The organism is Croceicoccus sp. Ery15 (genome assembly GCF_020985305.1).
Lineage (GTDB): Bacteria > Pseudomonadota > Alphaproteobacteria > Sphingomonadales > Sphingomonadaceae > Croceicoccus.
In genome coordinates, this window is sequence record NZ_CP087588.1 from 468,074 (window position 1) to 494,346 (window position 26,273).

At 60.3% G+C, this 26,273-nt stretch carries 21 protein-coding genes and 1 pseudogene; 5 read left to right on the forward strand and 17 right to left on the reverse strand.

The features are described from left to right. Positions 1-599 precede the first annotated feature (599 nt). Complete coding sequence (locus LOZ77_RS02415) at positions 600-1,949, forward strand: IS1380 family transposase (RefSeq protein ID WP_230279774.1); 1,350 nt, start codon at positions 600-602, stop codon at positions 1,947-1,949. A gap of 104 nt (positions 1,950-2,053) precedes the next feature. On the opposite strand, the gene LOZ77_RS02420 is transcribed toward LOZ77_RS02415, so the two are convergent. After that, positions 2,054-2,437, reverse strand: a complete 384-nt coding sequence (locus LOZ77_RS02420) for a hypothetical protein (protein ID WP_230280626.1) — start codon at positions 2,435-2,437, stop codon at positions 2,054-2,056. Between the two features lie 39 nt (positions 2,438-2,476). Between LOZ77_RS02420 and LOZ77_RS02425 the strand changes: the two are divergent. After that, a pseudogene (locus LOZ77_RS02425) lies at positions 2,477-2,605 on the forward strand (ATP-binding protein); the annotation flags it as partial. A 184-nt stretch (positions 2,606-2,789) separates the two neighbouring features. Here LOZ77_RS02425 and LOZ77_RS02430 read toward each other — a convergent pair. From LOZ77_RS02430 to LOZ77_RS02505, 16 genes are all read right to left on the reverse strand, one after another. Beyond that, complete coding sequence (locus LOZ77_RS02430; RefSeq protein ID WP_230280627.1) at positions 2,790-3,179, reverse strand: type II toxin-antitoxin system death-on-curing family toxin; 390 nt, start codon at positions 3,177-3,179, stop codon at positions 2,790-2,792. Position 3,180: 1 nt separating this feature from the next. Next, positions 3,181-3,408: an AbrB/MazE/SpoVT family DNA-binding domain-containing protein gene (locus LOZ77_RS02435; protein ID WP_185885927.1), complete on the reverse strand. Its 228-nt coding sequence runs from the start codon at positions 3,406-3,408 to the stop codon at positions 3,181-3,183. A gap of 502 nt (positions 3,409-3,910) precedes the next feature. Then, positions 3,911-5,173, reverse strand: coding sequence for a chromate efflux transporter (gene chrA, locus LOZ77_RS02440; RefSeq protein ID WP_230280628.1), 1,263 nt, complete (start codon positions 5,171-5,173; stop codon positions 3,911-3,913). Between the two features lie 233 nt (positions 5,174-5,406). Then, a complete protein-coding gene (locus LOZ77_RS02445; protein ID WP_230280629.1) occupies positions 5,407-6,741 on the reverse strand; it encodes an MFS transporter in 1,335 nt (444 codons plus the stop codon). A gap of 82 nt (positions 6,742-6,823) precedes the next feature. Continuing rightward, on the reverse strand, positions 6,824-7,432 hold the full coding sequence (locus LOZ77_RS02450) for a transmembrane anchor protein (RefSeq protein WP_230280630.1): 609 nt from the start codon (positions 7,430-7,432) through the stop codon (positions 6,824-6,826). A 24-nt stretch (positions 7,433-7,456) separates the two neighbouring features. Beyond that, the gene (locus tag LOZ77_RS02455) at positions 7,457-8,113 is read right to left on the reverse strand and encodes a HupE/UreJ family protein (RefSeq protein WP_230281952.1); all 657 of its coding nucleotides are present in this window, start codon (positions 8,111-8,113) and stop codon (positions 7,457-7,459) included. Positions 8,114-8,249: 136 nt separating this feature from the next. Continuing rightward, positions 8,250-11,405 (reverse strand): efflux RND transporter permease subunit, encoded by a 3,156-nt coding sequence (locus tag LOZ77_RS02460; protein ID WP_230280631.1) that lies wholly within the window; start codon positions 11,403-11,405, stop codon positions 8,250-8,252. Positions 11,406-11,419: 14 nt separating this feature from the next. Next, complete coding sequence (locus LOZ77_RS02465) at positions 11,420-12,658, reverse strand: efflux RND transporter periplasmic adaptor subunit (RefSeq protein WP_230280632.1); 1,239 nt, start codon at positions 12,656-12,658, stop codon at positions 11,420-11,422. 2 nt (positions 12,659-12,660) lie between these two features. Then, positions 12,661-13,884, reverse strand: coding sequence for a TolC family protein (locus tag LOZ77_RS02470; RefSeq protein WP_230280633.1), 1,224 nt, complete (start codon positions 13,882-13,884; stop codon positions 12,661-12,663). Between the two features lie 550 nt (positions 13,885-14,434). Further along, positions 14,435-15,436 (reverse strand): ImmA/IrrE family metallo-endopeptidase, encoded by a 1,002-nt coding sequence (locus LOZ77_RS02475; RefSeq protein WP_230280634.1) that lies wholly within the window; start codon positions 15,434-15,436, stop codon positions 14,435-14,437. An 18-nt stretch (positions 15,437-15,454) separates the two neighbouring features. Then, a complete protein-coding gene (locus LOZ77_RS02480) occupies positions 15,455-16,171 on the reverse strand; it encodes a cupin domain-containing protein (protein ID WP_230280635.1) in 717 nt (238 codons plus the stop codon). A gap of 60 nt (positions 16,172-16,231) precedes the next feature. Next, positions 16,232-17,023 (reverse strand): PepSY domain-containing protein, encoded by a 792-nt coding sequence (locus tag LOZ77_RS02485; RefSeq protein WP_230280636.1) that lies wholly within the window; start codon positions 17,021-17,023, stop codon positions 16,232-16,234. Beyond that, a complete protein-coding gene (locus LOZ77_RS02490; protein WP_230280637.1) occupies positions 16,966-17,679 on the reverse strand; it encodes a PepSY domain-containing protein in 714 nt (237 codons plus the stop codon). The genes LOZ77_RS02485 and LOZ77_RS02490 overlap by 58 nt, the downstream gene beginning before the upstream one ends. 27 nt (positions 17,680-17,706) lie before the next feature. Next, positions 17,707-20,523 carry a TonB-dependent receptor gene (locus tag LOZ77_RS02495; RefSeq protein WP_230280638.1) on the reverse strand — a complete coding sequence of 939 codons (2,817 nt, stop codon included), beginning with the start codon at positions 20,521-20,523 and terminating at the stop codon, positions 17,707-17,709. A gap of 57 nt (positions 20,524-20,580) precedes the next feature. Beyond that, positions 20,581-21,273, reverse strand: a complete 693-nt coding sequence (locus LOZ77_RS02500) for a UTRA domain-containing protein (RefSeq protein WP_230280639.1) — start codon at positions 21,271-21,273, stop codon at positions 20,581-20,583. Beyond that, a complete protein-coding gene (locus LOZ77_RS02505) occupies positions 21,270-22,634 on the reverse strand; it encodes a formimidoylglutamate deiminase (RefSeq protein WP_230280640.1) in 1,365 nt (454 codons plus the stop codon). The genes LOZ77_RS02500 and LOZ77_RS02505 overlap by 4 nt, the downstream gene beginning before the upstream one ends. A gap of 92 nt (positions 22,635-22,726) precedes the next feature. On the opposite strand from LOZ77_RS02505, the gene hutI reads away from it, so the two are divergent. The 3 genes from hutI to hutG are packed head-to-tail and all read left to right on the forward strand — an operon-like array spanning position 22,727 to position 26,273. Further along, a complete protein-coding gene (hutI, locus tag LOZ77_RS02510) occupies positions 22,727-23,926 on the forward strand; it encodes an imidazolonepropionase (RefSeq protein WP_230281953.1) in 1,200 nt (399 codons plus the stop codon). Next, a complete protein-coding gene (gene hutH / locus LOZ77_RS02515; protein ID WP_230280641.1) occupies positions 23,923-25,452 on the forward strand; it encodes a histidine ammonia-lyase in 1,530 nt (509 codons plus the stop codon). The genes hutI and hutH overlap by 4 nt, the downstream gene beginning before the upstream one ends. Then, entirely contained in the window at positions 25,449-26,273 is an 825-nt protein-coding gene (gene hutG, locus LOZ77_RS02520; protein ID WP_230280642.1) for an N-formylglutamate deformylase, read from the forward strand. The genes hutH and hutG overlap by 4 nt, the downstream gene beginning before the upstream one ends.

Sequence of the window (26,273 nt, forward strand, 5' to 3'; positions counted from 1 at the left end):
GCTATGTTGGAAGTTCCGAAACGTCTCCTCTCAGGTGCGCAAATCAGGAGAGCGGACGTTTCCGACGGACAATCGGGGAATCAGCTTCGCGCCCGGTTCCGGTCATGAGATGCGGCTCTTCGGTCGCCCTATTGAGGGCATCAAAATGCAAGGTCGGAATGGCCTCTTTCAGGATTGCAAAACGATAAAGCGAAAGTTCCGGTCGGAATCGACTATGGCAGCTCAACTCTCTATTCGCAGTCCCAGACGCGGATTCGAATGCGCTTAGCCTTTAATCGTTTGCAGCCAATAGCGTCATCTTGCGCCCGCTGTTATGCGCGCCAACGCTGGCAGAGGTGACGAGAACTGTCGTTCCTTCAACCATCCGGTCCCTCAACAATTCGTGAAACCCCGACGGAAGGCGAAGGCGCTGCAGTGCCAAGGCATCGAGAGCGTGGTTTGCTTCACCTTCATGGCCGGGAACGCCGATTAACCCGTCGTATTCACCAAACCGGTCCTAAAGGGTTAGCGGGAGTGGCCTAAGCCTCTGATCTGAATTAGGAACTGGGTGTCTAAGCCGAACCTGCCGCAGGGCAGAAAATGCCACAGGTCACCCCCGCATGAACAACGATATCGCAAGCGCATTTGGATTCCCAGCAGTCGGCCGCAAGAAAGTCACAGCCGCTTTCGACGGCGGCCGGCTTACCTCGGATGGCGGCGTGTTGCTGCTGGCACAGGCCGAACGAGCGATGGGGATCTGCCAGCGGCTTGCAGCCTGCATTTCCGATCCGCGTGACCCGGGCAGAGTGGTGCATCACCTCGACGATATCCTGCGCGCCCGCATCTTTGCGATCAGCTGTGGCTATGAGGACGCCGATGATCTCGACGCTCTGCGCGACGATCCGGGCTTCCGCCTGGCGCTGGGCAAGCTGCCGGGATCGGGCGTGGGGCTTGCGAGCCAACCGACCATGAGCCGGTGGGAAAATGCGCCGACTACGCGCGAGTTGGCCAGGATGATGGCCGCGATGATCGACATCTACTGCGCCAGCTATCCCGCCGCGCCGGCGGCGGTGACGCTGGATATCGATGACACCTGTGATGTCGTGCACGGCTATCAGCAACTCTCGTTCTGGAACGGTCATCACGGGGAGCGCTGCTTCCTGCCGATTCATGTCTACGACACCGCCACCGGTCGGCCGGTGGCAATGCTGCTGCGCGCCGGCAAGACACCGTCGGGCGCCGAGGCTGCCGGACACATTCGGCGCCTGGTGCGCCATCTTCGGCGGCACTGGCCCGATACCCACATCACCATCCGCGGCGACGGGCACTATGGGCGGCCCGAGGTCATGACGTTGTGCGAGGCGACCGGCGTCGATTACGTATTTGGTCTGCCGACCAACGCCGTGCTGCGTGCCCATCCCGAAATCGTCGTTGCCGCCGATGCCTGTGCGGTCAAACGCGCTCAGCGCCAGTACCCGGTCCTGCGCACCTATGCCGAGACCCGCTACGGGGCCAAAAGCTGGAAGTGCCAGCGCCGCGTCGTCGCCCGGATCGAGGCCAGTACGATGGGCATGGACATCCGCTATGTCGTCACCTCGCTGACCGAAGGCTCGGCCGAGCACATCTACGACACGCTGTACTGCGCCCGCGGTCAGGCCGAGAACCTGATCAAGCGCCACAAGAGCCAGCTCGCCAGCGATCGCACCTCGTGCCGCTCGGCGGGCGCCAACCAGATGCGCCTCATCCTGCACACCGCCGCATACTGGCTCCTGTGGCGAATCCAGCAGGAAATCCCAAGAGCCACCGCACTCGCCACCGCCGAGTTCGCCACGCTGCGCCTGCGCCTGCTCAAGGTCGCTGCCCGCGTCATCGAAACCGCCACGCGTATCCGCGTCGCCTTCGCTTCGGCTTGCCCGGATGCCGGTGTGTTCAAGGCCATCACCACCAGTCTGCGACCAGCGCCCACATAGCAAGAGCGGCGGTGCCGCCGAACCCCTGAGCCCCAGTCCATCAACCTCGAAAAGCCCATTGCTCCTGCCGCGGTGAAAAACGCCGGTGGAGGCGTGCGCCTTGATCAATCAGGCACCGCCACATCGCCGTCCGAACAACACGAAGCGGTAGCCTCATGAATAGGACGGGTTAACACCCAGTGGGGCATGCCGTCCTTGCCGGTGTGCAAGGTCGCAACATGCGTGCCGACGTGGTCGTCGATTACGGCGCGTGCGCGCCCTACCTCGGCCCCGTTACGCAGGACGACAATTCGCTGGTCACTTGTTGATATAATGATCGATAATGGCCCTTCATCCGGAACTGTCCAATCCCATTCCCATGTTTCGTTTTCGGCGAGCGGCCTGTGCGGCGCCTGCCCGCCGAATTCGTCCAGCGGCGCAAGCACCCCGCCGGCAAGCGTGCGAATTGGCGCGCCGGCTTTTCCAGTCACGACAACGGTGCCGCCCATGCTGGTAATTTGGAAGAGTTCCTTGGCGAATGCATAAGGAAGATGACCACCACGCTGCTCGATCGGTTAACCCGCCACTGCCACATCCTGGAAACCGGAAACGACAGCTTCAGCTTCCGCGCCAGCACCGCTGCGCCCAAAGCCAGAAAGGAGAAGCCCGCATCTTGAACCTGCCAAGAAACGGCAGCACATAAACCATACCCACCCGGGTCACTTCTCAGTGGCAATCAACAGCGTGGGACCTTTTCGCAAAAGGTCTTTAGAGACACCAACCCGTCGTCCAGTGATGGGGTGGTGGAGAAGATTATAAAGAAGTCGATTTCTCCTCGCGAAACGCGGCCATGTCGTCGGTCTAAGCTCGTCTGTCAGTCAACCAATCCGAGATGGCGGCTTCATCAAGTTCACCAGTGGCAAGCTGCAGGACCATCCGAACAGCATCTACTGGCGCATAGGCAATCTCAACACCGTTCATAGCAAGAAACAGCCGTGCAAGCACCCATGCGGTCCGCTTGTTGCCATCCGCAAAGGGATGATTGCGCGCCAGGCCATAGGCATAGGCAGCAGCGAGCTTGCAAAGATTCGTTTCACCGTAGGCCCACTGATTGCGAGGGCGGGCCAATGCAGATTCCAATGCATCCGCATCGCGCACGCCTATGGGGCCGCCATGTTCAGCCACTTGCCGATCATGGATGGCAAGCGCCAACTCGGTCTCGATCCAGACCGGTTCGGGTGATGGTGCCATGTTACTTCGCTAGAGCGCGCAGGATATCCCTGTCTTCACGCATGATCCGTTCTGCCAATGCCATCTTTGCTTCGAATGAAGGATCGGCAGCGGTAATGCGAATACCTTCCGGCGTTTCCGAAACGTAGAGCGTATCACCCACGCCTGCGCGCAGCTTCGCAAGAAGCTCCTTGGGGAGGACAACGCCGGCAGAGTTGCCGATCTTGGTGATCTTTAGGCTCGCGTTCATACGGTCGTTATAACATACGTTGCGCCAAGCTCAAGCAAGCTATCATCCCGCTGGTCAATATCGGCCATCGGAGAAGTGCCGTGGAACATTCAGATCTAGACCCCGCCATTCACGATCGGCGGCCTTGGAATGCAGGACAGACCATGGACCTAAACGCCCGCTGAAACCGAGAGACATCTGGGCCATCCGGTTCTTCCAAGATGGGCAAAGACCAATATCGAGAACACCGTTCGCTATCTGGGCGTCGCTCTGGACGATGCTCTCACCCTATCGGAGCGAACTGAAGTTAACGAAAATGCTGGCCCCTTGGGCTGCGTCCCAAGAGGTCAGTAGAGCCTGTGAACGAAGCACAGCTTCTAGTTACGTAATTCTGAATCCGAACGTCCGCTTAGTCGGCGTCGCTGGCTGTGCCTGCGCTTTATCGACGAATGCCATCCCGGTTGCGCCCAGCGCTGCTGTTCCAATTGCACTGCGCCTCGTGAGTCTGCCCATGATCGTCTCCTCATGCCAGTACCTCGATCAGCAATCCGCCCGCTGCGCATGCTGCGAGGACGCGAATTACCGGCCAACGCAAAACAAATACCAGAACCAGTGCCACGGTCGCCAGCACGCCGGCACGCCAATCGAAACTGACCCAGTCCGGCCATTGCAGTCGCAGCGGCCCGCACTGGATGTCGGCAACACGCGAGAACAATACGTGCAAGGCGAACCACAGGCTGAGATTGGCAATCACGCCCACCACCGCCGCCGTCACCGTGGCAAGTCCGCCCTTCAATCGCGTCACATTGCCCAGCCGGTCGATCCACGGGGCCAGCGCGAAGATCCACAGGAAGCATGGCGCAAATGTCACCCATGTCGTCAATCCTGCGCCGAGCAATCCGGCGACCACCGGTGAAAACGGCTCAGGGGTGCGATAGGCGGCGAGATAGCCGACGAATTGCGTGACCATAATTAGTGGCCCCGGCGTCGTTTCGGCCAGACCGAGCCCGTCAGCCATCTCGCCTGGTCGTAACCAGCCGAAGCCTTGCACCGCTTCCTGTGCCATATAGGCGAGCACAGCATAGGCGCCGCCGAAGGTGACCACGGCAAGCTTCGAGAAGAACGCGCCGATGTCCCACAGCACGTGGCCACGCCCCAAGGTAAGCGCGATCACCACCATCGGCAGTGCCCAGATCGTCCCCCAGATCACGACCGAGACGAGGGTTTCGCGCCACGGGCGAGGCCCAACGTCAGCGTAGGCGGTGCCCTGCTTGAGTGCGAGCCAATCGGGCCGGAGTTTTACGACGATCATTCCGATCCCGCCTGCGCCGAGCACCACCAGTGGGAACGGAAGTGCCAGCATAGCCAGCGCGACAAACGCGGTGACAGCGACCATCCGCTTGAACCCCGTATCAAGTGGCCGCCCCGCGATGCGTAGCAATGCTTGGAGAACAATCGCCAGAACGGCTGCCTTCACCCCGATGAACAATGCCGCGAACCAGTCGAGGTTCGCCGCCACAGCATAGAGCATCGACAGCAGCAGGATTACAATCGCTCCGGGGATCACAAAGAGCAGTCCCGCGGAGAGCCCACCGCGCCATCCGTGTAGCCGCCATCCGATCCAGGTTGCGAGTTGCTGCGCCTCCGGTCCGGGCAAAAGGTGGCAGATGTTGAGTGCGTGGAGGTAATCGGCTTCGCTGACCCATCCACGCTCCTCGACCAGCTCGCGATGCATCAGCGCGATCTGGCCTGCCGGACCGCCAAAGCTGAGCAATCCAATCCGCATATAGACGCGAAGCGCCTCTCGGAAAGAAGGATGGTAAGCACTAGGGTCGGTCACAGGCACCTCGCAACAAGGACCGCGCCAAGGGGCACGGCGACGAGGCAACTCTTGGGCACATGGCCTGACCGGGAGGTTGCGATATCCCGCTTGGCAAGGCTAGCAACGATTTGATTGTCAGGGAAGCGTGAACGGGAGCGCGTGTGTTCGCGGCTCGCAATCAAAATGCCGGATGGCTATCAAACCCTGCCCGGCCAACTGCTATGCAGATCGTCGATGACGAAATCATGCCGATGTTCGGTCTCACCATGTTCCAACAGGTGTGGATGCCCGGCCGCAAGTTCCGGATGTTCGTGCGGCAGATCGCTTTGGTCATGGACAGGCCAAAGCCGGAAACCAAGCGCCAACCCGATCCCTGCAATTGCGGCAAGCAGCAGGAATGCCGCCGTCATACCGAAATGCGCGCCGATCTGGCCCGCGACCGGATAGGCGATCAACCAGCAGACGTGGCTGAGCGCGAATTGGGCAGCAAACAGTGCAGGCCGATCCTCCTCGCGGGACGAACGTCGCAACAACCGTCCACCGGGAGTGACGCATAATGCATAGCCAAAGCCCATCACCAGCCAGCCGGATAGCAGGAATGTCCAAAGACCGGACTGGGAAAGTGATGGCAGCGCCACGCCGAATGCCAACAGCACCACAAACAGAGCTGCGGCACCCGCAAGCATTACGGACCGTTCGCTGATCGACTTGAGGACGCGCGGCAAGAGCAGGGCAGCAATCATCGACCCACCGCCGTAAGCTGCCAACGCCAAGGCGACATCCTGTTGCGAACGCCCCATACCCTTCACGATCACCACGGTGTTGACGATGACCATGGCGCTGCCCGCAGCTGCAGCCAGTGTGATCGCGAGCAGGCAGACCAGGCGCGGTGTCTTCAAATATATGCGCGCGCCGCGCGTGGCTTTGTGCCACGCACCCTCTACTGCCCTCGTCACGACATGCCGGTGTGGCAGTGAAGTCGTGACGACCAACGCGGCCGAGGTGAAAAATCCAATGGCGGTGCCGCCGAACAGCCAATGGAAGCTGATCACTGTCAGAAGCGCTGCGGCCAGCATCGGGCTCAGCAGGCTCTCAAGATCATAGGCCAGACGTGATAGAGAAAGCGCGTTCGTATATTCCTCTTCATCGGGCAGGATATCGGGGATCGTGGCCTGAAACGTTGGCGTGAATGCGGCTGATGCTGACTGGAGCAGGAAGATCAGTACATAGATCTGCCAGATCGCATCCACGAACGGCAGGACCATCGCGACAGCGGCCCGCAGCAAGTCCATCGCGCCCAGCAGCCCCTTGCGCGGAAGGCGGTCGGCATAGGCTCCGACTAGCGGCGCTATGCCGATATAGGCGATCATCTTGATGGCGAGCGCCGTGCCGAGGACCGCCCCCGCATCCGCGCCGGCAATGTCATAGGCAAGCAGGCCCAGCGCCACGGTGGCAAGCCCTGTCCCCACAAGGGCGATGACCTGTGCCAGAAACAGATGGCGGTATGTCCGGTGGCGCAGGATCGCAAGCATCACATAATCCTTCCGAACGGAAACGATTGCCGGGACCGGATGATCCGGCCCCGACCGTGTGGTGATGCACCGTACGCGCCGGTCAGAGCACCTTGCTGATGTCGCTGTATGCTCCGTCGGTGCGAAGCGTGATGGTGACGGTGCTTGCCGAACGGTTGCGCCAATACCAGCCGTGCTTTCCGTCAAACGCAGCAACCAGAGTGCCTTCCTCGCCTGTCGAGTTCCTGCCCTTGCCATAGCCGTGGTAGTCGATGCCCGGCGCATCTGCATGGGTGTCGAAATTGACGGCACCACCGGCGGTCGACCATTCGAACGCCATGCTCGCATCCTTGGCCATGGACGCTTTGATTTCAGCCGCCTGGCCGGGAGCAAGCGTCAGTTCCGTAACATCGGAACGGCTGCCGACAGTTGCCGGTTCAACATCGGCCGCTGGCGCTGAGCTGGCAGGGGCAACGGTAGCCTCAGCCAAAAGCGCGTCCGCTGCGGCTTCTTGTGCAAGCTGCTCCTTGATTTCGCCCATCTGGGTGAAGCCAAGGGCCTCGCCGATACCAGTCGGATCGATGGCATATTCAGCCGGCAGGACAACCGTAACCAGGATTGCTCCTGCGGCGACGAATGCAAACGCAGATGCGCGCAGAAGCTGGTTTGTGGTGGGCAGATCGTCCGCCGAAGGGCGCTGTGAATTGAACATCAAATTTCTCCGAAAAATTCTGAATTAGGCGACGGCGTAGCCGACGAGCTGATAGCCCGCGAGAATCAGACCGGCGGTCATCAAAAGGGTGTTGGCTGCAAAGGCATGCCGCATGAAGCTGCTGGTCTTGCGCCAATATCCCATGATGATGAGGATCGCGCCGAGAGCCAGCAACTGGCCCATTTCAACGCCAACATTGAACGCGAGAAGGTTGGGGATCAGACCATCCTGCGCGATCTCGAATTCGATGATCTTGGTGGCGAGGCCGAAGCCGTGAAAGAAGCCGAAGACCAGCGTGGCGATCTTTGTGTTCGGCTGAAACCCGAACCAGCGCTGGAACGCGCCCAGATTGTCGAGAGCCTTGTAAACGACCGACAGGCCGATGATCGCGTCGATCAGATAGGCATTGGCCGATATTCCAGTCAGCACACCGAACAGCAGCGTGGTCGAATGCCCGATAGCAAACAGCGTCACGTAAATGCCGACGTCCTTCAGGCGATAGAGGAAGAAGATCACGCCGAACAGGAACAGCAGGTGATCGTAGCCCGTCACCATGTGCTTCGCGCCCAGATAGATGAACGGCAGGATCTGGGTGCCGCTCGTTTCCTGAATATAGCCCTTGTCGCCTTCCGCGACATTATGGGCCCATGCATCGACGCCAGAGCATAGCAGCAACAGCATCACTATGGCGGCGAACAGATATCGTCCTCTGACATCGTTTACCCTGCTGAGTATGGGTATTTGCATCAATCAAATCTCCGTTTGAATTTGGGTACGAGCCTGCGCGCTAGCGGGCGCAGGCTCGTCGAATGAAAGTTTAGCTGGCCGGGAACTCGGCCGTTTCGGATGATGAAGTGGCGGCAGGTTCCGCGTCGCGCCCTCGTACCAAGCGATAAAGGGCCGGCAGGACGAGCAGCGTCAGGATCGTCGAGGAGATGATCCCGCCGATCACCACGGTCGCAAGTGGCCGCTGGACTTCAGAGCCGAGGCCGACATTGAGCGCCATTGGCACGAAGCCGAGGCTGGCGACCAGCGCCGTCATGAGCACCGGCCGCAGACGCGCCAGTGCGCCTTCCCTGATGGCATCCTCCAGCGGCTTTCCATCATCCAGCAACTGGCGGATGAAGGTGAGCATAACGACTCCGTTCAGCACCGCCACGCCAGACAGCGCAATGAAGCCCACGGCTGCGGAGATCGAGAACGGTATGCCCCGCAGCAGCAGTGCCGCAACCCCGCCGGTCAGCGCCAGCGGCACGCCGGAGAACACCACCGCCGCATCGCGGGCCGAGCGGAACAGCGCCACCAGCAGGCCGAAGATAAGCGCTAGCGCCAAGGGCACCACGATCTGAAGGCGCGTGGCAGCGGACTGCAATTGCTCGAACGTGCCGCCGTAATCGATCCAGTAGCCTTCGGGCAGCTCGACCTGGGCGTCCACCTTCTCGCGCAACTCGGCGATGAAGGAGCCGAGATCGCGCCCACGTACATTGGTCGTGACGACCGCGCGGCGCTTGCCGTCCTCGCGGCTGATCTGGTTCGGGCCTTCGATCCGCTCGATGCTGGCAACCTCGGCAACCGGCACCGAACCGCCACCGGGCAACGGGATCGGCAGGCGTTCGAGAACCTGTGCGTTCTCGCGCAGATCCTCCGGCAGGCGAACGACGATATTGAAGCGCCGGTCGCCTTCGAAAATCTGCCCCGCAGGCGTGCCGCCAATGGCGGTGGAAACCACACTCTGCACATCATCTACGTTTAGGCCAAGCTGGGTAAGCCGCACCCTGTCCGGCACAACCTGAATAAACGGAAGACCTGTGACCTGCTCGGTCTGCGCGTCCTCCGAACCTTCGATCGAGGTGACGACACCCTCGATTTCGGCAGCGGTGGCGGCAAGCTGGTCAAGATCGTCGCCATAGACCTTGATCGCCACATCGGCGCGCACGCCAGCGATCAGCTCGTTAAAGCGCATCTGGATCGGCTGGATGAACTCGTAGCGCGAACCGGGCACCTTCTGCACCGCCTCGTTCAGTTCGGACACAAGCTCAGCCTTGGGTTTGCGCGGATCAGGCCACTGATCGCGCGGCTTCATGATGATGAAGGTATCTGCCACCGATGGCGGCACCGGATCGGTCGCCACATCGGCGGTGCCGATCTTGGCAAAGACCTTGTCCACTTCGGGGAAGGTCTTGATCGCATCCTCCACAGCCGACTGCATCGAGATCGCCTGCGACAGGCTGGTGCCCGGAATGCGCAGCGCGTGCATGGCGACATCGCCCTCGTCGAGGTTGGGAATGAACTCCGACCCCAAGCGCGTTGCCGCAAGCCCCGACAGCACGACCAGCGCCGCTGCCCCTACCAGCACAAGCTTGCGCTGCCGGATCGCCCAGTCGAGCAAAGGCACGTAGCGCGATTTCGCTGCGCGCATGACCCGGTTTTCCTTCTCCTCGACCCGCCCTGTCACGAAGGTGGCGACCGCGGCGGGCACGAAGGTGAGCGAAAGGATCAGCGCCGCGGTCAGCGCCATCACCACGGTCAGCGCCATGGGATGGAACGTCTTTCCTTCCACGCCCTCCAGCGCGAAGATCGGGACATAGACGATGGTGATGATGAGGATGCCGAACAGGCTAGGCTTGATCACCTCGGCAGAGGCGCTGGCGGCCAGTTTGAACCGCTCGTCGCGATTGAGCAGGCGGCCCAGTGAATGCTGCGCCTGCCCGAAACGGCTAAGGCAGTTTTCGACGATGATGACCGCGCCATCGACGATCAGGCCGAAGTCCAATGCGCCAAGGCTCATCAGATTGCCCGACACATCGCTCTCGACCATGCCAGTGATGGTAAGGAGGAACGACAGCGGAATGACCGCCGCCGTGATCAGCGCCGCGCGGATATTGCCTAGCAGCACGAACAGCACGACGATGACCAGCATCGCCCCTTCGGCCAGGTTCTTCTCGACCGTGCCAACCGTAGCCTCGACCAGTTTCGATCGGTCATAGACGGTGTTCGCGATTACCCCGCCGGGAAGCGAGCGATTGACCTCTTCCAGTCGCTCGGCGACCGCCACGCTGACATCGCGGGCATTCTCACCCACCAGCATGTAGATCGTGCCTAGCACGACCTCCTGCCCGTCCTTGGTGGCTGCGCCGCTGCGGATTTCGGAGCCGATGGAAACGTCGGCCACATCGGCGATCCGCACCGGCACGCCATTGCGCCATGCAACGATGATACCCGCAAGATCGCGCTCGCCCTCGGCCTGCCCCGGCACGCGGATGAGGAACTGCGAGCCTGACCGCTCGACATAACCGGCACCGACATTGGCGTTGTTCTTTTCGAGTGCAGAGATGACATCCTCGACGGTGATGCCGAAACCGGCCAGCCGTTCAGGCAAAGGCGAGACGACATATTCCTTGCGATAGCCGCCGACCGAATTGACCTCGGTCACGCCCGGCACGGTGCGAAGCTGAGGTCGCACCACCCAGTCATGCAGCGTGCGCAGGTCTTGTGCAGTATAGCGCGTGCCATCGGGCTTCACCGCACCCGGTTCGGCCTCGATCGTATACATGAAGATTTCGCCAAGCCCGGTAGCGATGGGGCCAAGTTCAGGCTCGACCGCTTCGGGCAGGTTCGACCGCACGGCCTGAAGTCGCTCGTTTACCAGCTGGCGCGCGAAATATATGTCGGTCCCGTCCTCAAACACGACGGTCACCTGCGACAGGCCGTAGCGCGAAACCGAGCGGGTGTATTCCAGCCCCGGCAAACCGGCGATGGCAGTCTCTACCGGGAAGGTGATGCGTTGTTCTGCCTCCAGCGGCGAGAAGCCGGGTGCGGAGGTGTTGATCTGCACCTGCACATTGGTGATGTCGGGCACGGCATCGATTTTCAGCCGCCCGAAATTCCAGATGCCAAGGGCCGCGAGCAGAAGCACGGCCACCAGCACGGCGATACGCTGCCGGATCGACAGCTCTATGATTTTCTCAAGCATGGTCGATCTGCCCCTCAGTGATCGTGGCTCGCGCCGGACTTCTCGATGTCGGCCTTGATCACGTAACTGTTCTCGGCGGCGTAAACGGTGCCCGGCTTGATCCCGCCCAGCACCTCGGTCCACTCCGGCCCCTCTTGCCCCAGTTCGAGCATCCGCACCTCATAGGTCTCGCCGATTTTGGCGAAGACGACGCGGAAATCTCGGAACTGCTGGATCGCATCGGTACGCACGGCCAGGGGCACGGTGCGCTGGTCGATTGTGACCATACCGCGCACGGCCATGCCGGGACGCCAATATCCGTCCTGATTGGGAAGGGATGCCCGCGCGGTGATCGACTGGCTACTGATGTCGGCCAGCGGCAGGAAATCGCGGATCGTGCTGCCCTGCGAACGCTGTCCTTCAAGCCCGCTGATCTGCACCGGCTGGCCGGATCGGATCTTTTCCATGTCGCGCGGGAACACCGGGAAAGTCGCCACGGTGCGCGAGGGGTTGGCGATCACGAACAGCGGGCTTTCACCGGCAATCGTGCCGACATTGGCGTTGCGCTGGGTAATGACGCCTGCAATCGGCGCATAGATCGAATAGGTCTGAAGCGAATAGCTGCTCTCAACCTTGGCCAGTAGCGTGCCCTTCGCCACCGCGTCGCCGACGTTGCGATGGACCGAGACGACGGGGCCGGGAAACTTGGCGCCCACCTCGGCGCTGCCCGATGGGTCGATCTCGACCCTGCCGATCAGTTCCACCGTCTCGCCCACCCGCTGCGAGCCGACGGTCTCGGTCGTGATCCCTGCGGCTTCTGCGGTGGCATTGGAAATGTTCACCCGACCTTCATAGGACGCGAAGTCCCATTTGTGATTGCGGCCACCCTCGCTCGCTGCGACGGAAACATCGAAGCTGTGCGGTTCGACCAGCACCGACTGTCCGCGAAGGAAATCGTCCTGCGGCTTGAAGCTGAAGTTCGTGACCTCGCCATCGAGGCGCTTGATCGTGACGCGCGCCTGCACCTCTTCGGGGACGACAGGCTGGTCGTCGCGATAGGCATAGAGGCGATATTCGGGCGGCACGCCATCCTCGAAGACTGTCACCTCGATGGCGAAATTTTCGTCGCGCAGCATGCGGCCGTTGTGCGGTCCGCGCTCGTAATCGGCGGCGGGTGCTTCCCCTTCCGCTTCGGTCGGCGTTTCGGCGCTGCCGCCGCATGCCATCAGAGGTGTGGCGAGCAGCAGGGCGGAAATCAGATGGAACTTGCGCATGGTCAGTAACCCCCAACAAGATCCGCAAACCGGCCGGTCAAGCGGTCCAGTTCGATCTTGGCAATATGATATTCGGTGAGTGCATCCACGAAGCGAATGCGAGCATCGTGCAGAGTGGTCTGCGCGGTGGAGACATCGAGGAAGGTGAAGCCGCCGCGATTATATCCGGCGCGCACTTCCTTCAGCGTCTGTTCCGCGCCGGGGACGACCTTGTCCCTGATTGCCTCGGCCTCGTGACGGGCTTCCTCCACCCGCTCTACCGCAAGGGCGAGGTCGCGGCGACGCTGGTAACGTTCAACCGCGAGATCGGCTTCCACCTGCCGCTGCTCGGCCGCTGCGCGCTCAATGTTGGCCCTGTTCAACGCGCGGTTGGCAAGAGGCAGCGAAACACCGGCCACCACCGCAACATCGCCGGTGCCGATATAACGAGGCCCTGCGAACACGGTGGGATCGGTGGAGCCGTTCGCCTCTTGAAGACGATAATTGGCATCGGCGCGCTGACGCTTAGCCTCGAACAGGGCGAGGTCGATAGAACTGAGGTCCGAACCGGCACCGACGGGGGAGGACATGTCCAGAAACCCCTCCGACACGATCTCCGCATTTGCGGCATCCACTCCGCTCAGCAGGGCCAGACGCGCCCTTGCCGCATCCAGCGCGTGTTCCGCCAGTTCAAGATCGACTTCGGCCTCGGCCAATTCTGTCCTTGCGCGGGTTCCGGCAAACAGCGGATCGCGTGCCTCGTCAACGCGGCGCTGGACTTCCTTGCGCAGCGTTTCAGCAATCTCGACCCGGCTCTTCGCAAGTTCGATGTTCAGCGTGGCAGCCTGCGCCTCGACATAGAGTTCCTGCACGTCCTGTGCGAGGTCGAGCCGCCGGATCAGCGCCCCGGCCTGCGCGATCCCGATCTCGCCCTCGGCTAGCCGGATGCGCGCCTGACGTTTGCTGCCGCGTTCGAGCCGTTGGTGATAGGTCGCATCGACCTGGAACTGGTCGAATCCGGCGGTGCCGATATTCTCGACCGTACCCTCGATGGTGGGGGCAGGACCGGTATCAGCCGCATCGCGCGCGGCGTTCAAGCCGTCGATAGTCGCAGCCGTCGCCTCGCCCTGCGGCGAGCCGGCGATTGATGCGCGAATGGCCTCTTCAAGTGTCAACTCCTGAGCCTGAACGGCACTGGTCGACAAAAACGTGACCGCCAGCAAAGCGGCACGCGTGATCGCGTTCATTATGGAAACTCCTGAACTTTCCGAAACAGACGCACCGGACAGATTCCGGGCGTGAAGAAGGAAAGGTCAGGCTAAGGGTGGCTGGGTTAGCGGGGCCGAACTGGTGCCCATGAGGGGAGCGGTGGGCAAAGGCACGGGAAGGGTCCGTGCATATTCAACCGAAGCGAAGTGCGCTCCGGTTTCCGGCATACCCAGAACCGCGTGGCCGTGTGGTGCAGGATGGGAAGCTGGTTCTTCACTTTTTGCAGCGTCAGCCGCAGCCATCTGCGTGACCACTGGGTGGTCGGCTTCTGCAGTGGAATGGTCTGAAGCGGGCAGATGATGGCCCGCTTCGGAATGTTCATGCCCATGCTCATGCGAATGGTCCACATGCGGCATCGCACCCGAAAATCCGCCGTGGGATACGAGCATCAAGACTGCAAGAAGAAGGCCAAGAGCAGTGCGCATGAAGGTTAAGCTTATGACGCTTGTAAAATCGTTGCAACGCTGAACATTGCCTCAGCTCAATCAAATGTGATCAGAACGGACATTGTTCAGCGTTGCCAGATTCTTACCAGTCGGGGTCCATCTCGGAAACGCCGGGGAAGTGCACGACCTTTTCGCCATACAGCGGATCGTAGTAGTGCCCGCCTTCCTTATAGTCCGGGTTCCACTGCTTCCGACCCTGCTCGTCGAGGCGATAGACGAACGGCGACATCAGCAGCCGTTCAAGGTGCCAGCGACCTTCCTCGCCCGAAGGAATATCCTCACCAGCGCCGTAAAGCATCAGCCCGCCTTCGGCGTAGATTTCGTGCGCCGGGTTAGTGGTTTTGTACTCGTGGCTGACGTTCATCACCTTGTGCCCGATCTCATGGGCGATCGTCCGACGCTTGCGGCTCGGCGTCGAGAGATTAGTGATGCTGATGATCCCCCGCAGACGCTCAGGAAGCGTGTCGTGATAGGAATAGGTCGGGAAGGAAAGCCCGCCCGTCCGCACCATCTTGACCGTCCAGTTCCGGCCCTCGGCCACTTCCAGGAACGGAAAGATCACGTCCTGAAGCGCAACGAGATAAACGGTGCGCGAATTGGCAACGTCAGGTTCGACAATGCTCTCGAACGCTGCTTTCGCCATATTCGTCATTTCCGAAGGGTGACGCTTCGAAGCCACGTAGGAATTGACGTATTCCGTGTCAGGAATGCGCGGAATCTCGTTCGATTGGATGGCGAGAAAACGTTCGTCAATCTCACCCGTTTTCACGAACAGCAGGTTCAGTTGCACACCTGTGGGAGCGTAAATCTCCTTGGCGGCCTGAAACGCCTCCATCATCGAGGGCAAGGTTACCTTCTCGAACCCCTCGTCGAAGTTCGAAGGAATATAGATGCCGATATCCACCGTCGGGCGACCCGCAACCAGGTCTGAATTGATGGCGGCAACATCCACGCCTTCAGCCATGCTCCACGAAACTGGTGAAGTGGCTGCGCTCTCAGTCGTTTCAGCCGCCGCAGGGCTGGCCCCCGCGCCGCAAAGCGCGAGAGCCAGGAGGGCGGCGGAACAGATCGTTCTGCCTTTCATGATCCTCGATCCCCCCGATCAGTCGATTTGTGCGAGGACGGAGTCGAACTCGGGGTTCACGCTGCGCGCGAACTTGATCGCGGGGTGATCTTCTTCGAGCACATCGTAGTAATAGGCACCGCCCTTCTGGCGGTCGGCTTCGACCGTCTGCTGCATGTCCTTGATGCCTTCGTTGAAGACCTTGTAGTCGGTGGAATCACCCTTCGGCTTCACGATAAGCAACAGAGCCGGCTCGTTGAACGGTGCTTCCCATCCGGTGGGCATGCCGTCGCCGAAACGGAACAGCGAACCCGCTTCCATCACCTGGCGCTTGCCTTCGCTGGCCAGAACCCACTTGCCGCGAACGGTATAGACGATGCTGCCGATGGGGTGGGGATGCTCAGCAAGGAACATGCCGGGCTGAAGTTCGATAAAGAACGCACGCGTTTCTTCAGCGAACAGCAGCGGACCGAACAGGCCCTCGTGGGTCATGACCGTAGCCGGCGACTTTACGGCCGCCTCAAGGCTGGGGATGACTTCAACATTGGTTGCCAGCTGAAGATATTCGGGCGAGATATCGGTGGCAGCGACGAGTTCCGCGTCCTTGATATCGCCTTCGGCAACGGCGTCGACATCATGCGTGTGACCGCCTTCGCCGTGGGTGTGGCCTGCCTCTTCGGTCGGAGCTTCTTCAGCGGTGTTGCAGGCCGCAAGCGGAATGGTCGCGCCAAGCAGAAGTAGTGCAGCAAGTCTCATCAATCGAACCCTCCATATCGGATTTTTGAAATTGCAGATGATCGCCGGGGCAGCTGGGGCTTAACCGGCGGAGGTCAGAGGTGGCTTGGACTTCTTCGGACTCGATCGCTTGAGCCATTTGAAATCGCGACGGGTGAATGATTTGAACAAGAGGTAAAAACCGGTGCCGGACAGAAACAGGACGCCAAAGGCCACCGCGATGATCAGCGGGTGGTTGAAACTGGTCCTGTTCACGTAATCCATGTTGTGGAGCATCCAGAAGAAGTCCCACAGCCGCCAGCCATCTCCGCGGGCCACAAGAAACTGGCCGGTGTCCGCAGCGAAATAGGCGCTGGTGTTTTCGGTGTCGGCGAAATCGACGCGCCACATGGGGCCATCGAACTCGCGTGCCTCAAGATTGGGGGCATCGAGCAGGGATACCGACCGGACCTTAGCCCCGTGGATCAGTCTGGCGCGCTGCCGGATAAGTGCTTCGTCGACTATGATTGCATCGCCGGTGCTTCCGTCGATCAGACGGACAAGGCCGCTCTCGACAATCTCATAAATCGGACGTCCATCCGACATGTGCAGCCGAATGGATTGGACCGATTTCCCCAAATCCAGTTGATCAGGGGGCAGCAATCCTTGGGCGGCGATGGCGTGGTAGAAAACCGGCGGCTGCGCGCGGACATCTTCCATATCGATGAACGCCATCATCGCGCCGCTCAGCGACCAAAGAAGGAATTGGATGCCCAACACCAAACCCACCCATTTGTGGATGCGCCGGAAGAACAGGGGCGTGAACCTTATACGCTTCATGCGCTTTTCTTCTTTTTTTTGCGGCGGCGGGGGAAGGCCCAGATCAGCAGCCATGCGCCGCTGGCCGCCATAGCAGTCGCGAGCCACGTGCTGGTGCGCAGCAGTAGATTGTTCACATCGCTGCGGTCGTCATAATCCATGATGTGCAGCATCCAGGCGAAGTCGAAGATGCGCCAGAGCGAGTGGCGACGTGAAATAAGCTCGCCGGATTCGGGGGAAATATAGAGGGTGGGGCTGTCCCACCGATCGAAACTGACCTGCCAGTACGGCGGCTCGCGACCTTGCATTTCGATTGGAGCCTCGGTCAGCAAGTCGACGGATTTCACGTCATCATTGGAAGTGTACAGGCTGCGCGCAATGGCTTCCGCCTGTTTCGCATCGATTTGCTTCAGCCGCTCTCCGCTTGCTGCGTCGAACAGTTGAGTGCCCTCGGAATCTGTCACGCGCCAGACTGGGCGATCTAAAAGGGTTGTACTGCGAATGTCGGTCGCACCCGGCACAGCCGCAAGGACCGTGCCGGGTGCAACTACAGATGAAATGTCCAGAGTAGGTCGCTCAACCGTCTTGACGAGGTGATCGCCATGAATCCGGTCGATATGGACGACGACCATGTAGAAACCGGTCGCCGTCCACAACACCACCTGCAGGCCAATGACCAGCGCCAGCCACTTATGCAGGCGACGGACAAATAGTGGCCAACGGATCTTCATTATGCTTTCCAATCAGAATCAGACCGATCAGAAACCGGTGCGAACGCCAAAGTAGAACCTCCGGCCCATCAGGTCGTAGGTCATCGTGTCGGTATTCGCGTCCGTGTAGCTTTGGATATAGGGAGCCTTACGGTCGAAGATGTTGTCGACGCCGATGGAGAACCGGGTTGTGTCATTTACTTCGAAGGCGACCTGCGCATTGTGATAGAACACGTCAGGGGTCTCATAACCGATGTCACCCGGATCGGCATTAAAGTCGGTTGCCGAGCCGATCCACTGGGTGGACCATGTACCGATCACCGGACCATTCGCCACAGTCAACACGCCATAGCCGCGCCAATCCGGATAGCCGCCATTGCCGCCGCCGATATAGCCGTCGAAGTTGATCGGATCGCCGCCTTCGAACGGATAGACGACATATTCGTTGAGCCATGTCACATTGAGGTTAAGCGAGACCTGGAAATCACCGATCGAGCGATCATAGATCATGCCCAGATCAAGCCCGCTCATCTTCTCAAGACCCGCGTTGACCGACTGCGCCTGCAGGTAGGTGACCTCGCCAGTCAGCGAACTGCGCGTGAAATCGTCGCAGAACTGACTGCTGAGGTTTTCGCTCGCATAGCAGACAGCCAGCTTGGTCGATCCAGGGATCGTCCGGATAGCGTCCTCGATGTCGATGTCGAACCAGTCCGCCGTCAGCGTCAGGCCCGGAACGATACCACGAGGCTGGAACACTGCTCCCAACGTCCAGGTGGTTGAGCTTTCGGGCTGCAGATCGGGGTTCCCGCCAGTGGTCGTAAGCACGGTGTTGCCGAGTTGGACATATCCGGCGGGAACGCCCGATGCCTGACAATTGGCGATCAGCGTTGTGTTCCCACTTGTGCTGTAACCGCTACACGGATCGGTGGTCGTCAGATTACCTTCCGAAACCCCGCTGAACAGTTCAGGGACGTTGGGAACGCGGAAGCCGGTGCCATAGGTTGCACGCAGTCGCAGGCCACCGGTGATTTCCCAATCCGCACCCAGCTTGTAGTTCCAGTCGGTGCCGAACAGGTCGTAATCCGACAGACGCAGCGCGCCGTCGATTGTGAAGGCCTCTGCGAAGGGCGCGTCGGCGAACACGGGGATCGATACCTCGGCGTAGGCCTCCTTCGCGCTGATCGAGCCTGAAATCGGATCCTGCTGGTTGGTGTTGGCAATGCCTGCCACCGTTAGCGGATCGGGATTACGCCAGCCTTTTTCCTTGCGATAGGTAACGCCCGACGCGAAGCCGACCGGGCCTGCGGGAAGCTGGAAGAGTTCGCCAGTGACGTCTGCAGTCACCGAGAACAGCTCGTTTCCGCCGGTTCCAACCGAGGTGAAGAGCAGATAGTCGAGAACGTCAGGCGTCAAGTCGCCATAGCCGAGGATGTCCGCGCAAGGGATACCGCCGGTGCCGCAAGTGGACGGGTCGAGAGCGAGGCCAACGTTTTCAAGATTGGCGACATTGGTCTGCCCATCTTTCGCGGTATTGCGACCCCAAGTTGCGGCAACTTCCCAACTCCACTTGCTGGACAAGTCGCCACGGAAACCGCCCGTACCCTGATAGGTCTTCGTATCCTGGAAGAATTCGCGCGGTCCAGCTTCGGCCAGACGACGCTGAACCAACAGGATGTCTTCGCCAGTGGGGTTGATGGGATTGTCCGCCGCAATCGCGATATTGCGAAGCGTGCCGGGTGTTGCGATCTGATTTGTGTCGCGCTTGGTATAGAGGAATTCACCGAATACCTGAATGGAGTCGGTCAATTCCCAGTCGGCAAATGCCGCGATGCTGTAGCGTTCGATCGGATTGACAGCATTGAGCGCGGGATTGCCATTATAGTTGTGCTTTGCCGCGCTGTACGGCTCGTAAAAATCGCCGTCGCCGCCGAGTTCCTGGTTGAAGTTGATCTGTGTGCCATCCGGCAAGGCCGCACGCCCCCCGATCGTGGCTGCGCTATTGCGGCAGACCAGCTGCCCATTCGATTCCGAAAGGCCGCAGGGCGCACGGGTCGCCATGTTGATCGGGTCAGTGTTCTGGTAGCTGGCCGCCACCATGATGCCGCCACGCTCGCCGCGCAGGCCGCCCATGAAGTCGAGCGTGAGATCGCCGCCATCACCTTCATCGGTAATACCATATCGTCCACCCGCGGTAATACCCTCGAAATCCGTCCGCGTGATCAGGTTGACCACGCCAGCCACGGCATCCGCGCCATAAACGGCCGACGCGCCGTCTTTCAGTACTTCGGTGCGGGCTAGCATGTTGACGGGGATCATGTTGAGATCGGGCGATGAGTTGGCGCCGGTGCCGCCAGCGACAAGCCGGCGGCCGTTCAGCAGCACCAGCGTACGCTTGATGCCAAGGCCGCGCAGGTTGACCTGCGAAGTACCCCAGCCGTTGCCCGTCCAATAAGCGGCAGTCTGGTTGCCTGCCTGACCGGCATTGGAGGGAAGGCGTTGCAGCAGCGTCTCGACATTGACGATGCCGGTATTCTCGATTTCCTCGGCCGTTACGACGGTTGTGGGACCGACGCCTTCGACATCGGCGCGGCGAATTCGCGAGCCGGTGACGATAATCTGACCAGTTTCTTCGGTCGAGGCCACTTCAGTCTCAGCATTGCCATCCTGCGCCTGAGCAGGTGCAGCAACCGCTGCTGCAAGCGCGCTACCAGTGAGCAGGATAGTCTTGAAATGCATGTGGTTGCCTCCCTTGGCCTGAATTCCGGCCGTAATGAAACAGTCACATGAGAGGCGGTCAACCGTTTTTTTTGTATATACAACATTTTCTCGCCATATTGTTGTTTTGAAAGGGGCTTGAGGACACATTCCAGCATATCTGGCGAGAGCGGCGCGGAAAAAAATTATAAATGTGTAATATTATTGCTAGTTAGCGCCAAAGCGAGCAACCAGGCTGTACGAATCGCCGAGGAACAATTGCCGCACTGCGGTAATGTGCTCACCCGCTCGCCATGTGCGTCGAATGACGCATAGGCATGGCGTGTTTTCCGGCACTTTCAGATATTGCGCTGCGCTATCGACCGCACCGGTCGCTGTTATGTGCGTTTCCGCTTCGGTCCATGGCACGTGCCGCAGCAACCATGTGCCGGGTCCTTCAGGATCAAATACCGCATCGTCGATTTCCGGCACGGCGGTTAGACTGACTGCGCGACTTTCATGAGCGAACGGCTTGCCGTCTGCAAGGTGCACGCCCACGGTCCAGAGAACGTCGCCTTCGATTTCCAGTGATGCTTCGACTTTGGCTGCATCGCAAATTTCCCGATGGAGCAAGCGATAGCGATATGTCTGGCCACGCTCGCGCACTTCATTGGCGAGATCGGGAATGTCCAGAACCATGGCGTGAGCACTGGGGACAGCGACAAAGGTGCCTGCCTTGCGGCGACGCTGTACCAGGCCTGCGGCTGCCAGCGCGGAAATCGCCTTGTTCACCGTCATCCGCGAACATTCGTATTGCTCCATGAGATCATGCTCGATGGGCAGCCTGTCGCCCGGCTGCAATTCTCCTTCGAGAATACGGCTCTCGATATCGCTTCGGATACGTTCGTGGAGCGACGTCATGCCATTAATTCCGTCAGCACTTTTCGATAATCCCCCTCGATCCTGTCGCGCGCGACATGCCTGCCTTCGCGGACTACGCATCGACCATGGCGCCACACCCGGTCAATCGCATCTGATCCAGCGGCGAAGATAAGCTGATCGAGGACCGCGTCGTCACTGACAACGGATCTGTGCACGGCGTTCATGTTCACTGAAACAATGTCTGCAGATGCGCCAACGCGTAAAGCGGCCACTATACCCAACGCCATCGAACCGCCTTTTATCGCAGATTGATAGAGAGAGCGTCCGGTCGACCGGATATCGCTCGACGCCATAATGTTGCGGCTTTGCCTGCTTAATCGTTGCCCGTACTCCAGCAGTCGCAATTCCTCGCTCATGTCGATGCGGACGTTGGAATCGGATCCTATGCCGAATTCCCCTCCTGCCTCGATGAACTCCCTGGCCGGAAAGATTCCGTCACCCAGATTGGCTTCGGTGATGGGGCAGAGACCAACGCTCGCACCTGTTCGGGCAATTCCTGTTACCTCGTCATCGGTCACATGGGTGGCATGGATCAGGCACCACCTTGCTGACAGTTCGGCGTTATCCAGCAGCCACCGGACAGGCGTGGTGCCAAGAGCAGAGCGGCAATCTTCAACTTCGCGCAGTTGCTCGGCGATATGAATATGGACCGGCGCGTCAGCGGCGAGTTCCTGCAGGCTAGCAAGTTCGTCAGGGGTCACTGCGCGCAACGAGTGGGGCGCGATACCGACAATTGCATCCGGCAGCCCCTTTGCAGCCACCTTGCACGCATCCAGCAACCGATCAAACCGCTCCAGATCGCAAATAAAGCGGCGCTGCCCTTCCTTAGCGGGCTGCCCGCCAAATCCGGAATGGGCATAAAATACGGGCAAATGTGTTATACCGATGCCGGTCTGTTCGGAGGCCGAGAGGATCGCTTTCGACATTTCGGCGATGTCGGAATACTCATGCCCGGACGCCGCGTGATGAAGATAGTGAAACTCGCCAACGCGCGTGAATCCGCTTTCCAGCATTTCCATCTGCGCCATTGCGGCAATTACACGTAACTGCTCCGGCCCGATTGAACTGGCAAGCCGGTACATCGAATCGCGCCAGCTCCAGAAATTATCGCCGTCGGGACCACGCGTTTCCGCCATTCCGGCCATGGCCCTCTGGAAAGCGTGACTGTGAAGATTGGGCATGCCGGGCAGGGCAATCGCATGGCGCTCCGCTCCATCGGGCGGCGGACTGCCGTTCTCGATCGCGGAGATAGCGCCATCCGTGATGGAGATAGTGACGTTCGAATGCCAGCCATCGTGAAGCAGCGCGCTTTGGAAATGGAGCGTCGAGTGTTGGCTCATTCTATCACCGCTAGTCAGTAGGAGTTATTTTTTGTCTATACATTAATGCAGCCCTATGCAACAGAATGGCGGGCGAGGAGATGCTGCTCATGCTGCAATGCGAAACGATCTGGACCGGAGCCAGGCTATTCTTGATGGCGGAAAGTAGTCCGCTGGTAATCGAGCGGGGGCTTGTGGCCGCCAAGAACGGCCAGATCGTCTATGCCGGATCGGAGGCGGAGGCGCCTGACCTCTCGGCCACGAAAGTCGTCGAATGCGAAGGCCGGCTGATTACGCCGGGGCTGATCGATTGCCATACCCATCTCGTCTATGCCGGCGATCGCTCCGCCGAGCACGAAATGCGCCGAACCGGCGCGTCATATGAGGAAATTTCGAAGGCCGGAGGCGGCATCAAGTCGACCATGCGCGCAACTCGCATGGCTAGCGAGGACGAGCTGCTGGCAGGAGCCTTGCCTCGACTGGATGCCCTGATCGCAGAAGGCGCGACGACGGTTGAGGTGAAGTCTGGCTATGGTCTCGATCTCGATAGCGAGATGCGCATTCTGCGGATCGCACGACGATTGGGGGAAAATCGACCCGTAACGATCAGGACGACATTCCTTGGTGCCCACGCGCTTCCGCCGGAATTTGCGGGACGGGCTGATGATTACATCAGTCTTGTCGTCGAAGAGATGATTCCCGCTGTTGCCGAGGCTGGTCTTGCCGATGCGGTCGATGGCTTTTGCGAGAATGTCGGTTTTACTCCTGCGCAGATCGAGCGTGTCTTTGATGCAGCCAAAGCGCATGGCCTGCCGGTGAAGCTCCATGCCGAGCAGCTTTCGAACCAGAATGGCAGCGCCTTGGCTGCACGCTATCATGCGCTTTCGGCCGACCATCTCGAACATCTCGACGAGGCTGGTGTGAGGGCAATGGCCGAAGCGGGCACCGTCGCAACCCTGCTGCCCGGCGCATTTTATTTCATGCGGGAAAGCCAAAAGCCGCCCGTCGACTTGCTGCGAACTGCATCAGTGCCGATCGCTCTGGCGACCGACTGCAATCCGGGCACCTCGCCGCTTACTTCAATACTGTTGGCGATGAACATGGGATCGGTGCTGTTCGGCCTGACGGTCGAGGAATGCCTCGCCGGAACGACTTTCAACGCCGCCCGCGCATTGGGGCTGGCCGGCACTGTCGGCTCGCTGGCGGCAGGACAGCAATGCGATCTTGCAATCTGGAATGTCGGTGATCCGGCAGAACTCGTGCATCGGATGGGTTTCAACCCGCTGCATGCCCGGGTGTGGAAGGGACAATGAACAAAATTACACTAATCCCCGGTGCCGTCACCTTGGCTGACTGGCGGGCAATCTATCGTGGCGCACGGATTTCGCTCGACCCTGAATGTATGCCGGCTGTCGTCGAAAGCGCGGCGGCCATCGAGCGCATTCTTGCGCGCGGCGAGCCGGTCTATGGCATCAACACGGGCTTTGGTAAGCTGGCCAGCGTGCGGATCGAGGACGATGATCTGGCCACGCTTCAGCGCAATATCGTTTTGAGCCATGCAGCGGGCGTCGGCGATCCTTCACCCGAACCCGTAGTGCGACTGATGATGGCGTTGAAGCTGGTCAGCCTCGCAAGGGGGGCATCGGGCATAAAGCCTGAAACGCTGGCATTGCTGGAGGCGATGCTTGTCAAAGAACTCACCCCGATCGTGCCCTGCCAGGGATCGGTCGGTGCCAGCGGCGATCTCGCTCCGCTATCGCATATGGCGGCAACGATGATCGGCGAAGGCGAGATTATTCTGGGCGGCGAGCGCATGCCTGCGGCGGAGGCCCTGTCGCGTGTCGGACTAACCCCTTTGACCCTTGGCCCCAAAGAAGGCCTCGCGTTGCTTAACGGTACGCAATTCTCCTGCGCAAACGCGCTGGCAGGCCTGTTCGAAGCGGAGAACCTGCTGCGCAGCGCGCTCGTGACCGGCGCGCTTTCGACCGAAGCCGCCAAGGGGTCAGACACGCCATTCGACGCGCGCATCCATGAATTGCGCGGTCATGCGGGGCAGATTGAAACCGCCACTGCCTTGCGCCAATTGATGGCCGGTTCCGCAATCCGCGTCAGCCATTTGCAAGATGATGAGCGCGTGCAGGACCCTTATTGCCTTCGATGCCAACCGCAGGTGATGGGGGCCGCGCTTGATCTTATGCGACAGGCGGCGAACACTCTGGCTGTCGAAGCGAATGGCGTTTCCGACAATCCCCTGATCTTCGCCGATACGGATGAAGCCTTGTCGGGCGGTAATTTCCACGCTGAACCCGTGGCCTTCGCCGCCGACATGCTGGCGATGGCAATCTGCGAGATCGGCTCTCTGTCCGAACGACGTGTCGCCATGCTGGTTGATCCGGCGCTGTCGGGACTGCCGGCGTTCCTGACGCCCAAGCCCGGCCTCAATTCCGGCTTCATGATTCCGCAGGTGACAGCGGCGGCGCTGGTCTCGGAAAACAAGCAGCGCGCCTATCCGGCGAGCGTCGATTCCATTCCGACTTCGGCCAATCAGGAAGACCATGTCTCGATGGCGGCGCATGGGGCGCGGCGCTTGGCCGAGATGGCGGTCAATGCCGCCAATGTCATCGCGATCGAAGCGCTGGCCGCGGCGCAAGGCATGGATTTCCACGCATCGCTTAAATCCAGCACCGCGTTGGAGGCTGCCCGTGGGTTGGTGCGAAGTGAAGTGCCCACACTCTCGGATGACCGATATTTCCATCCCGATATGGAAAGAGCCGCAACACTGGTGCTTTCCGGTCAACTCGCTGCCGCGACCGGAATGGAACTGCCGGGGGTAGCATGACCGACTGGCTGGAGATTCATCGCGGCCATGCGCCGCTGTTGGTGGCGTTTCCCCACACCGGCATGGATCTGGCAGATGTGGAGGGCGAGTTTCGCTCCCCTTGGCTGGCCCGGCGGGATGCGGACTGGTGGGTGGACCGGCTCTATGGGTTTGCCCGCGATCTGGGCGCGACAACGGTCCGTACCTCGATCTCCCGCAGCGTCATCGACGTGAACCGCGATCCTTCAGGCGCGTCGCTCTATCCAGGACAGGCGACCACAGAACTCTGCCCGACGACGACTTTTGATGGCGAGGCCCTTTACGTTGGCGAGGGTCCGAACGAAGTCGAGGTGATGCGCCGCAGGGAACGTTGGTTCGCGCCTTATCATGCGGCGATTGCGGAAGAGTTGGCGCGACTGCGGGGGACGCATGTCAATGTCGTCCTGTTCGACGCCCATTCAATCCGCAGCGATATCCCGCGGCTGTTCGATGGAGAGCTCCCGCAGTTCAACATCGGGACGAATGGTGGAGAAACCTGCGATCCGGCTGTTGCCGAAGCGGTCGCGGCGATCTGCACGGATAGCGGCCGCAGCCATGTGCTGAACGGTCGCTTTCGCGGCGGCTGGACGACGCGCCATTATGGGCAGCCTACCAAGGGTATCCACGCGATCCAGATGGAACTCGCCATTCGCGGCTATGCCGACGAACCGGTAGAACCGACGCCAGCGAATTGGCCGACTCCATACGATGCAGACCGTGCCGCTCCGCTCGCCGCAATCCTCACCGAAATTCTGAAGGCATGCATTGCCTTTGCCCAAAACGATAAGACGCAGGAAGACTGA

Excerpts from the sequence above, each read along its gene's own strand:
- LOZ77_RS02465 (WP_230280632.1), bottom strand. The coding sequence starts at position 12,658 with ATGCGCAAGTTCCATCTGATTTCCGCCCTGCTGCTCGCCACACCTCTG.
- LOZ77_RS02470 (WP_230280633.1), bottom strand. The coding sequence starts at position 13,884 with ATGAACGCGATCACGCGTGCCGCTTTGCTGGCGGTCACGTTTTTGTCG.
- LOZ77_RS02415 (WP_230279774.1), top strand. The coding sequence starts at position 600 with ATGAACAACGATATCGCAAGCGCATTTGGATTCCCAGCAGTCGGCCGC.
- LOZ77_RS02435 (WP_185885927.1), bottom strand. The coding sequence starts at position 3,408 with ATGAACGCGAGCCTAAAGATCACCAAGATCGGCAACTCTGCCGGCGTT.
- hutH (WP_230280641.1), top strand. The coding sequence starts at position 23,923 with ATGAACAAAATTACACTAATCCCCGGTGCCGTCACCTTGGCTGACTGG.
- LOZ77_RS02445 (WP_230280629.1), bottom strand. The coding sequence starts at position 6,741 with ATGCTTGCGATCCTGCGCCACCGGACATACCGCCATCTGTTTCTGGCA.
- LOZ77_RS02500 (WP_230280639.1), bottom strand. The coding sequence starts at position 21,273 with ATGACGTCGCTCCACGAACGTATCCGAAGCGATATCGAGAGCCGTATT.
- LOZ77_RS02475 (WP_230280634.1), bottom strand. The coding sequence starts at position 15,436 with ATGAAAGGCAGAACGATCTGTTCCGCCGCCCTCCTGGCTCTCGCGCTT.
- LOZ77_RS02455 (WP_230281952.1), bottom strand. The coding sequence starts at position 8,113 with ATGCTGTTGCTGCTATGCTCTGGCGTCGATGCATGGGCCCATAATGTC.
- LOZ77_RS02485 (WP_230280636.1), bottom strand. The coding sequence starts at position 17,023 with ATGGCTGCTGATCTGGGCCTTCCCCCGCCGCCGCAAAAAAAAGAAGAA.
- LOZ77_RS02505 (WP_230280640.1), bottom strand. The coding sequence starts at position 22,634 with ATGAGCCAACACTCGACGCTCCATTTCCAAAGCGCGCTGCTTCACGAT.
- hutG (WP_230280642.1), top strand. The coding sequence starts at position 25,449 with ATGACCGACTGGCTGGAGATTCATCGCGGCCATGCGCCGCTGTTGGTG.
- LOZ77_RS02450 (WP_230280630.1), bottom strand. The coding sequence starts at position 7,432 with ATGTTCAATTCACAGCGCCCTTCGGCGGACGATCTGCCCACCACAAAC.
- LOZ77_RS02460 (WP_230280631.1), bottom strand. The coding sequence starts at position 11,405 with ATGCTTGAGAAAATCATAGAGCTGTCGATCCGGCAGCGTATCGCCGTG.
- LOZ77_RS02420 (WP_230280626.1), bottom strand. The coding sequence starts at position 2,437 with ATGGGCGGCACCGTTGTCGTGACTGGAAAAGCCGGCGCGCCAATTCGC.
- LOZ77_RS02480 (WP_230280635.1), bottom strand. The coding sequence starts at position 16,171 with ATGAGACTTGCTGCACTACTTCTGCTTGGCGCGACCATTCCGCTTGCG.
- LOZ77_RS02490 (WP_230280637.1), bottom strand. The coding sequence starts at position 17,679 with ATGAAGATCCGTTGGCCACTATTTGTCCGTCGCCTGCATAAGTGGCTG.
- chrA (WP_230280628.1), bottom strand. The coding sequence starts at position 5,173 with ATGCGGATTGGATTGCTCAGCTTTGGCGGTCCGGCAGGCCAGATCGCG.
- LOZ77_RS02495 (WP_230280638.1), bottom strand. The coding sequence starts at position 20,523 with ATGTGTCCTCAAGCCCCTTTCAAAACAACAATATGGCGAGAAAATGTT.
- LOZ77_RS02430 (WP_230280627.1), bottom strand. The coding sequence starts at position 3,179 with ATGGCACCATCACCCGAACCGGTCTGGATCGAGACCGAGTTGGCGCTT.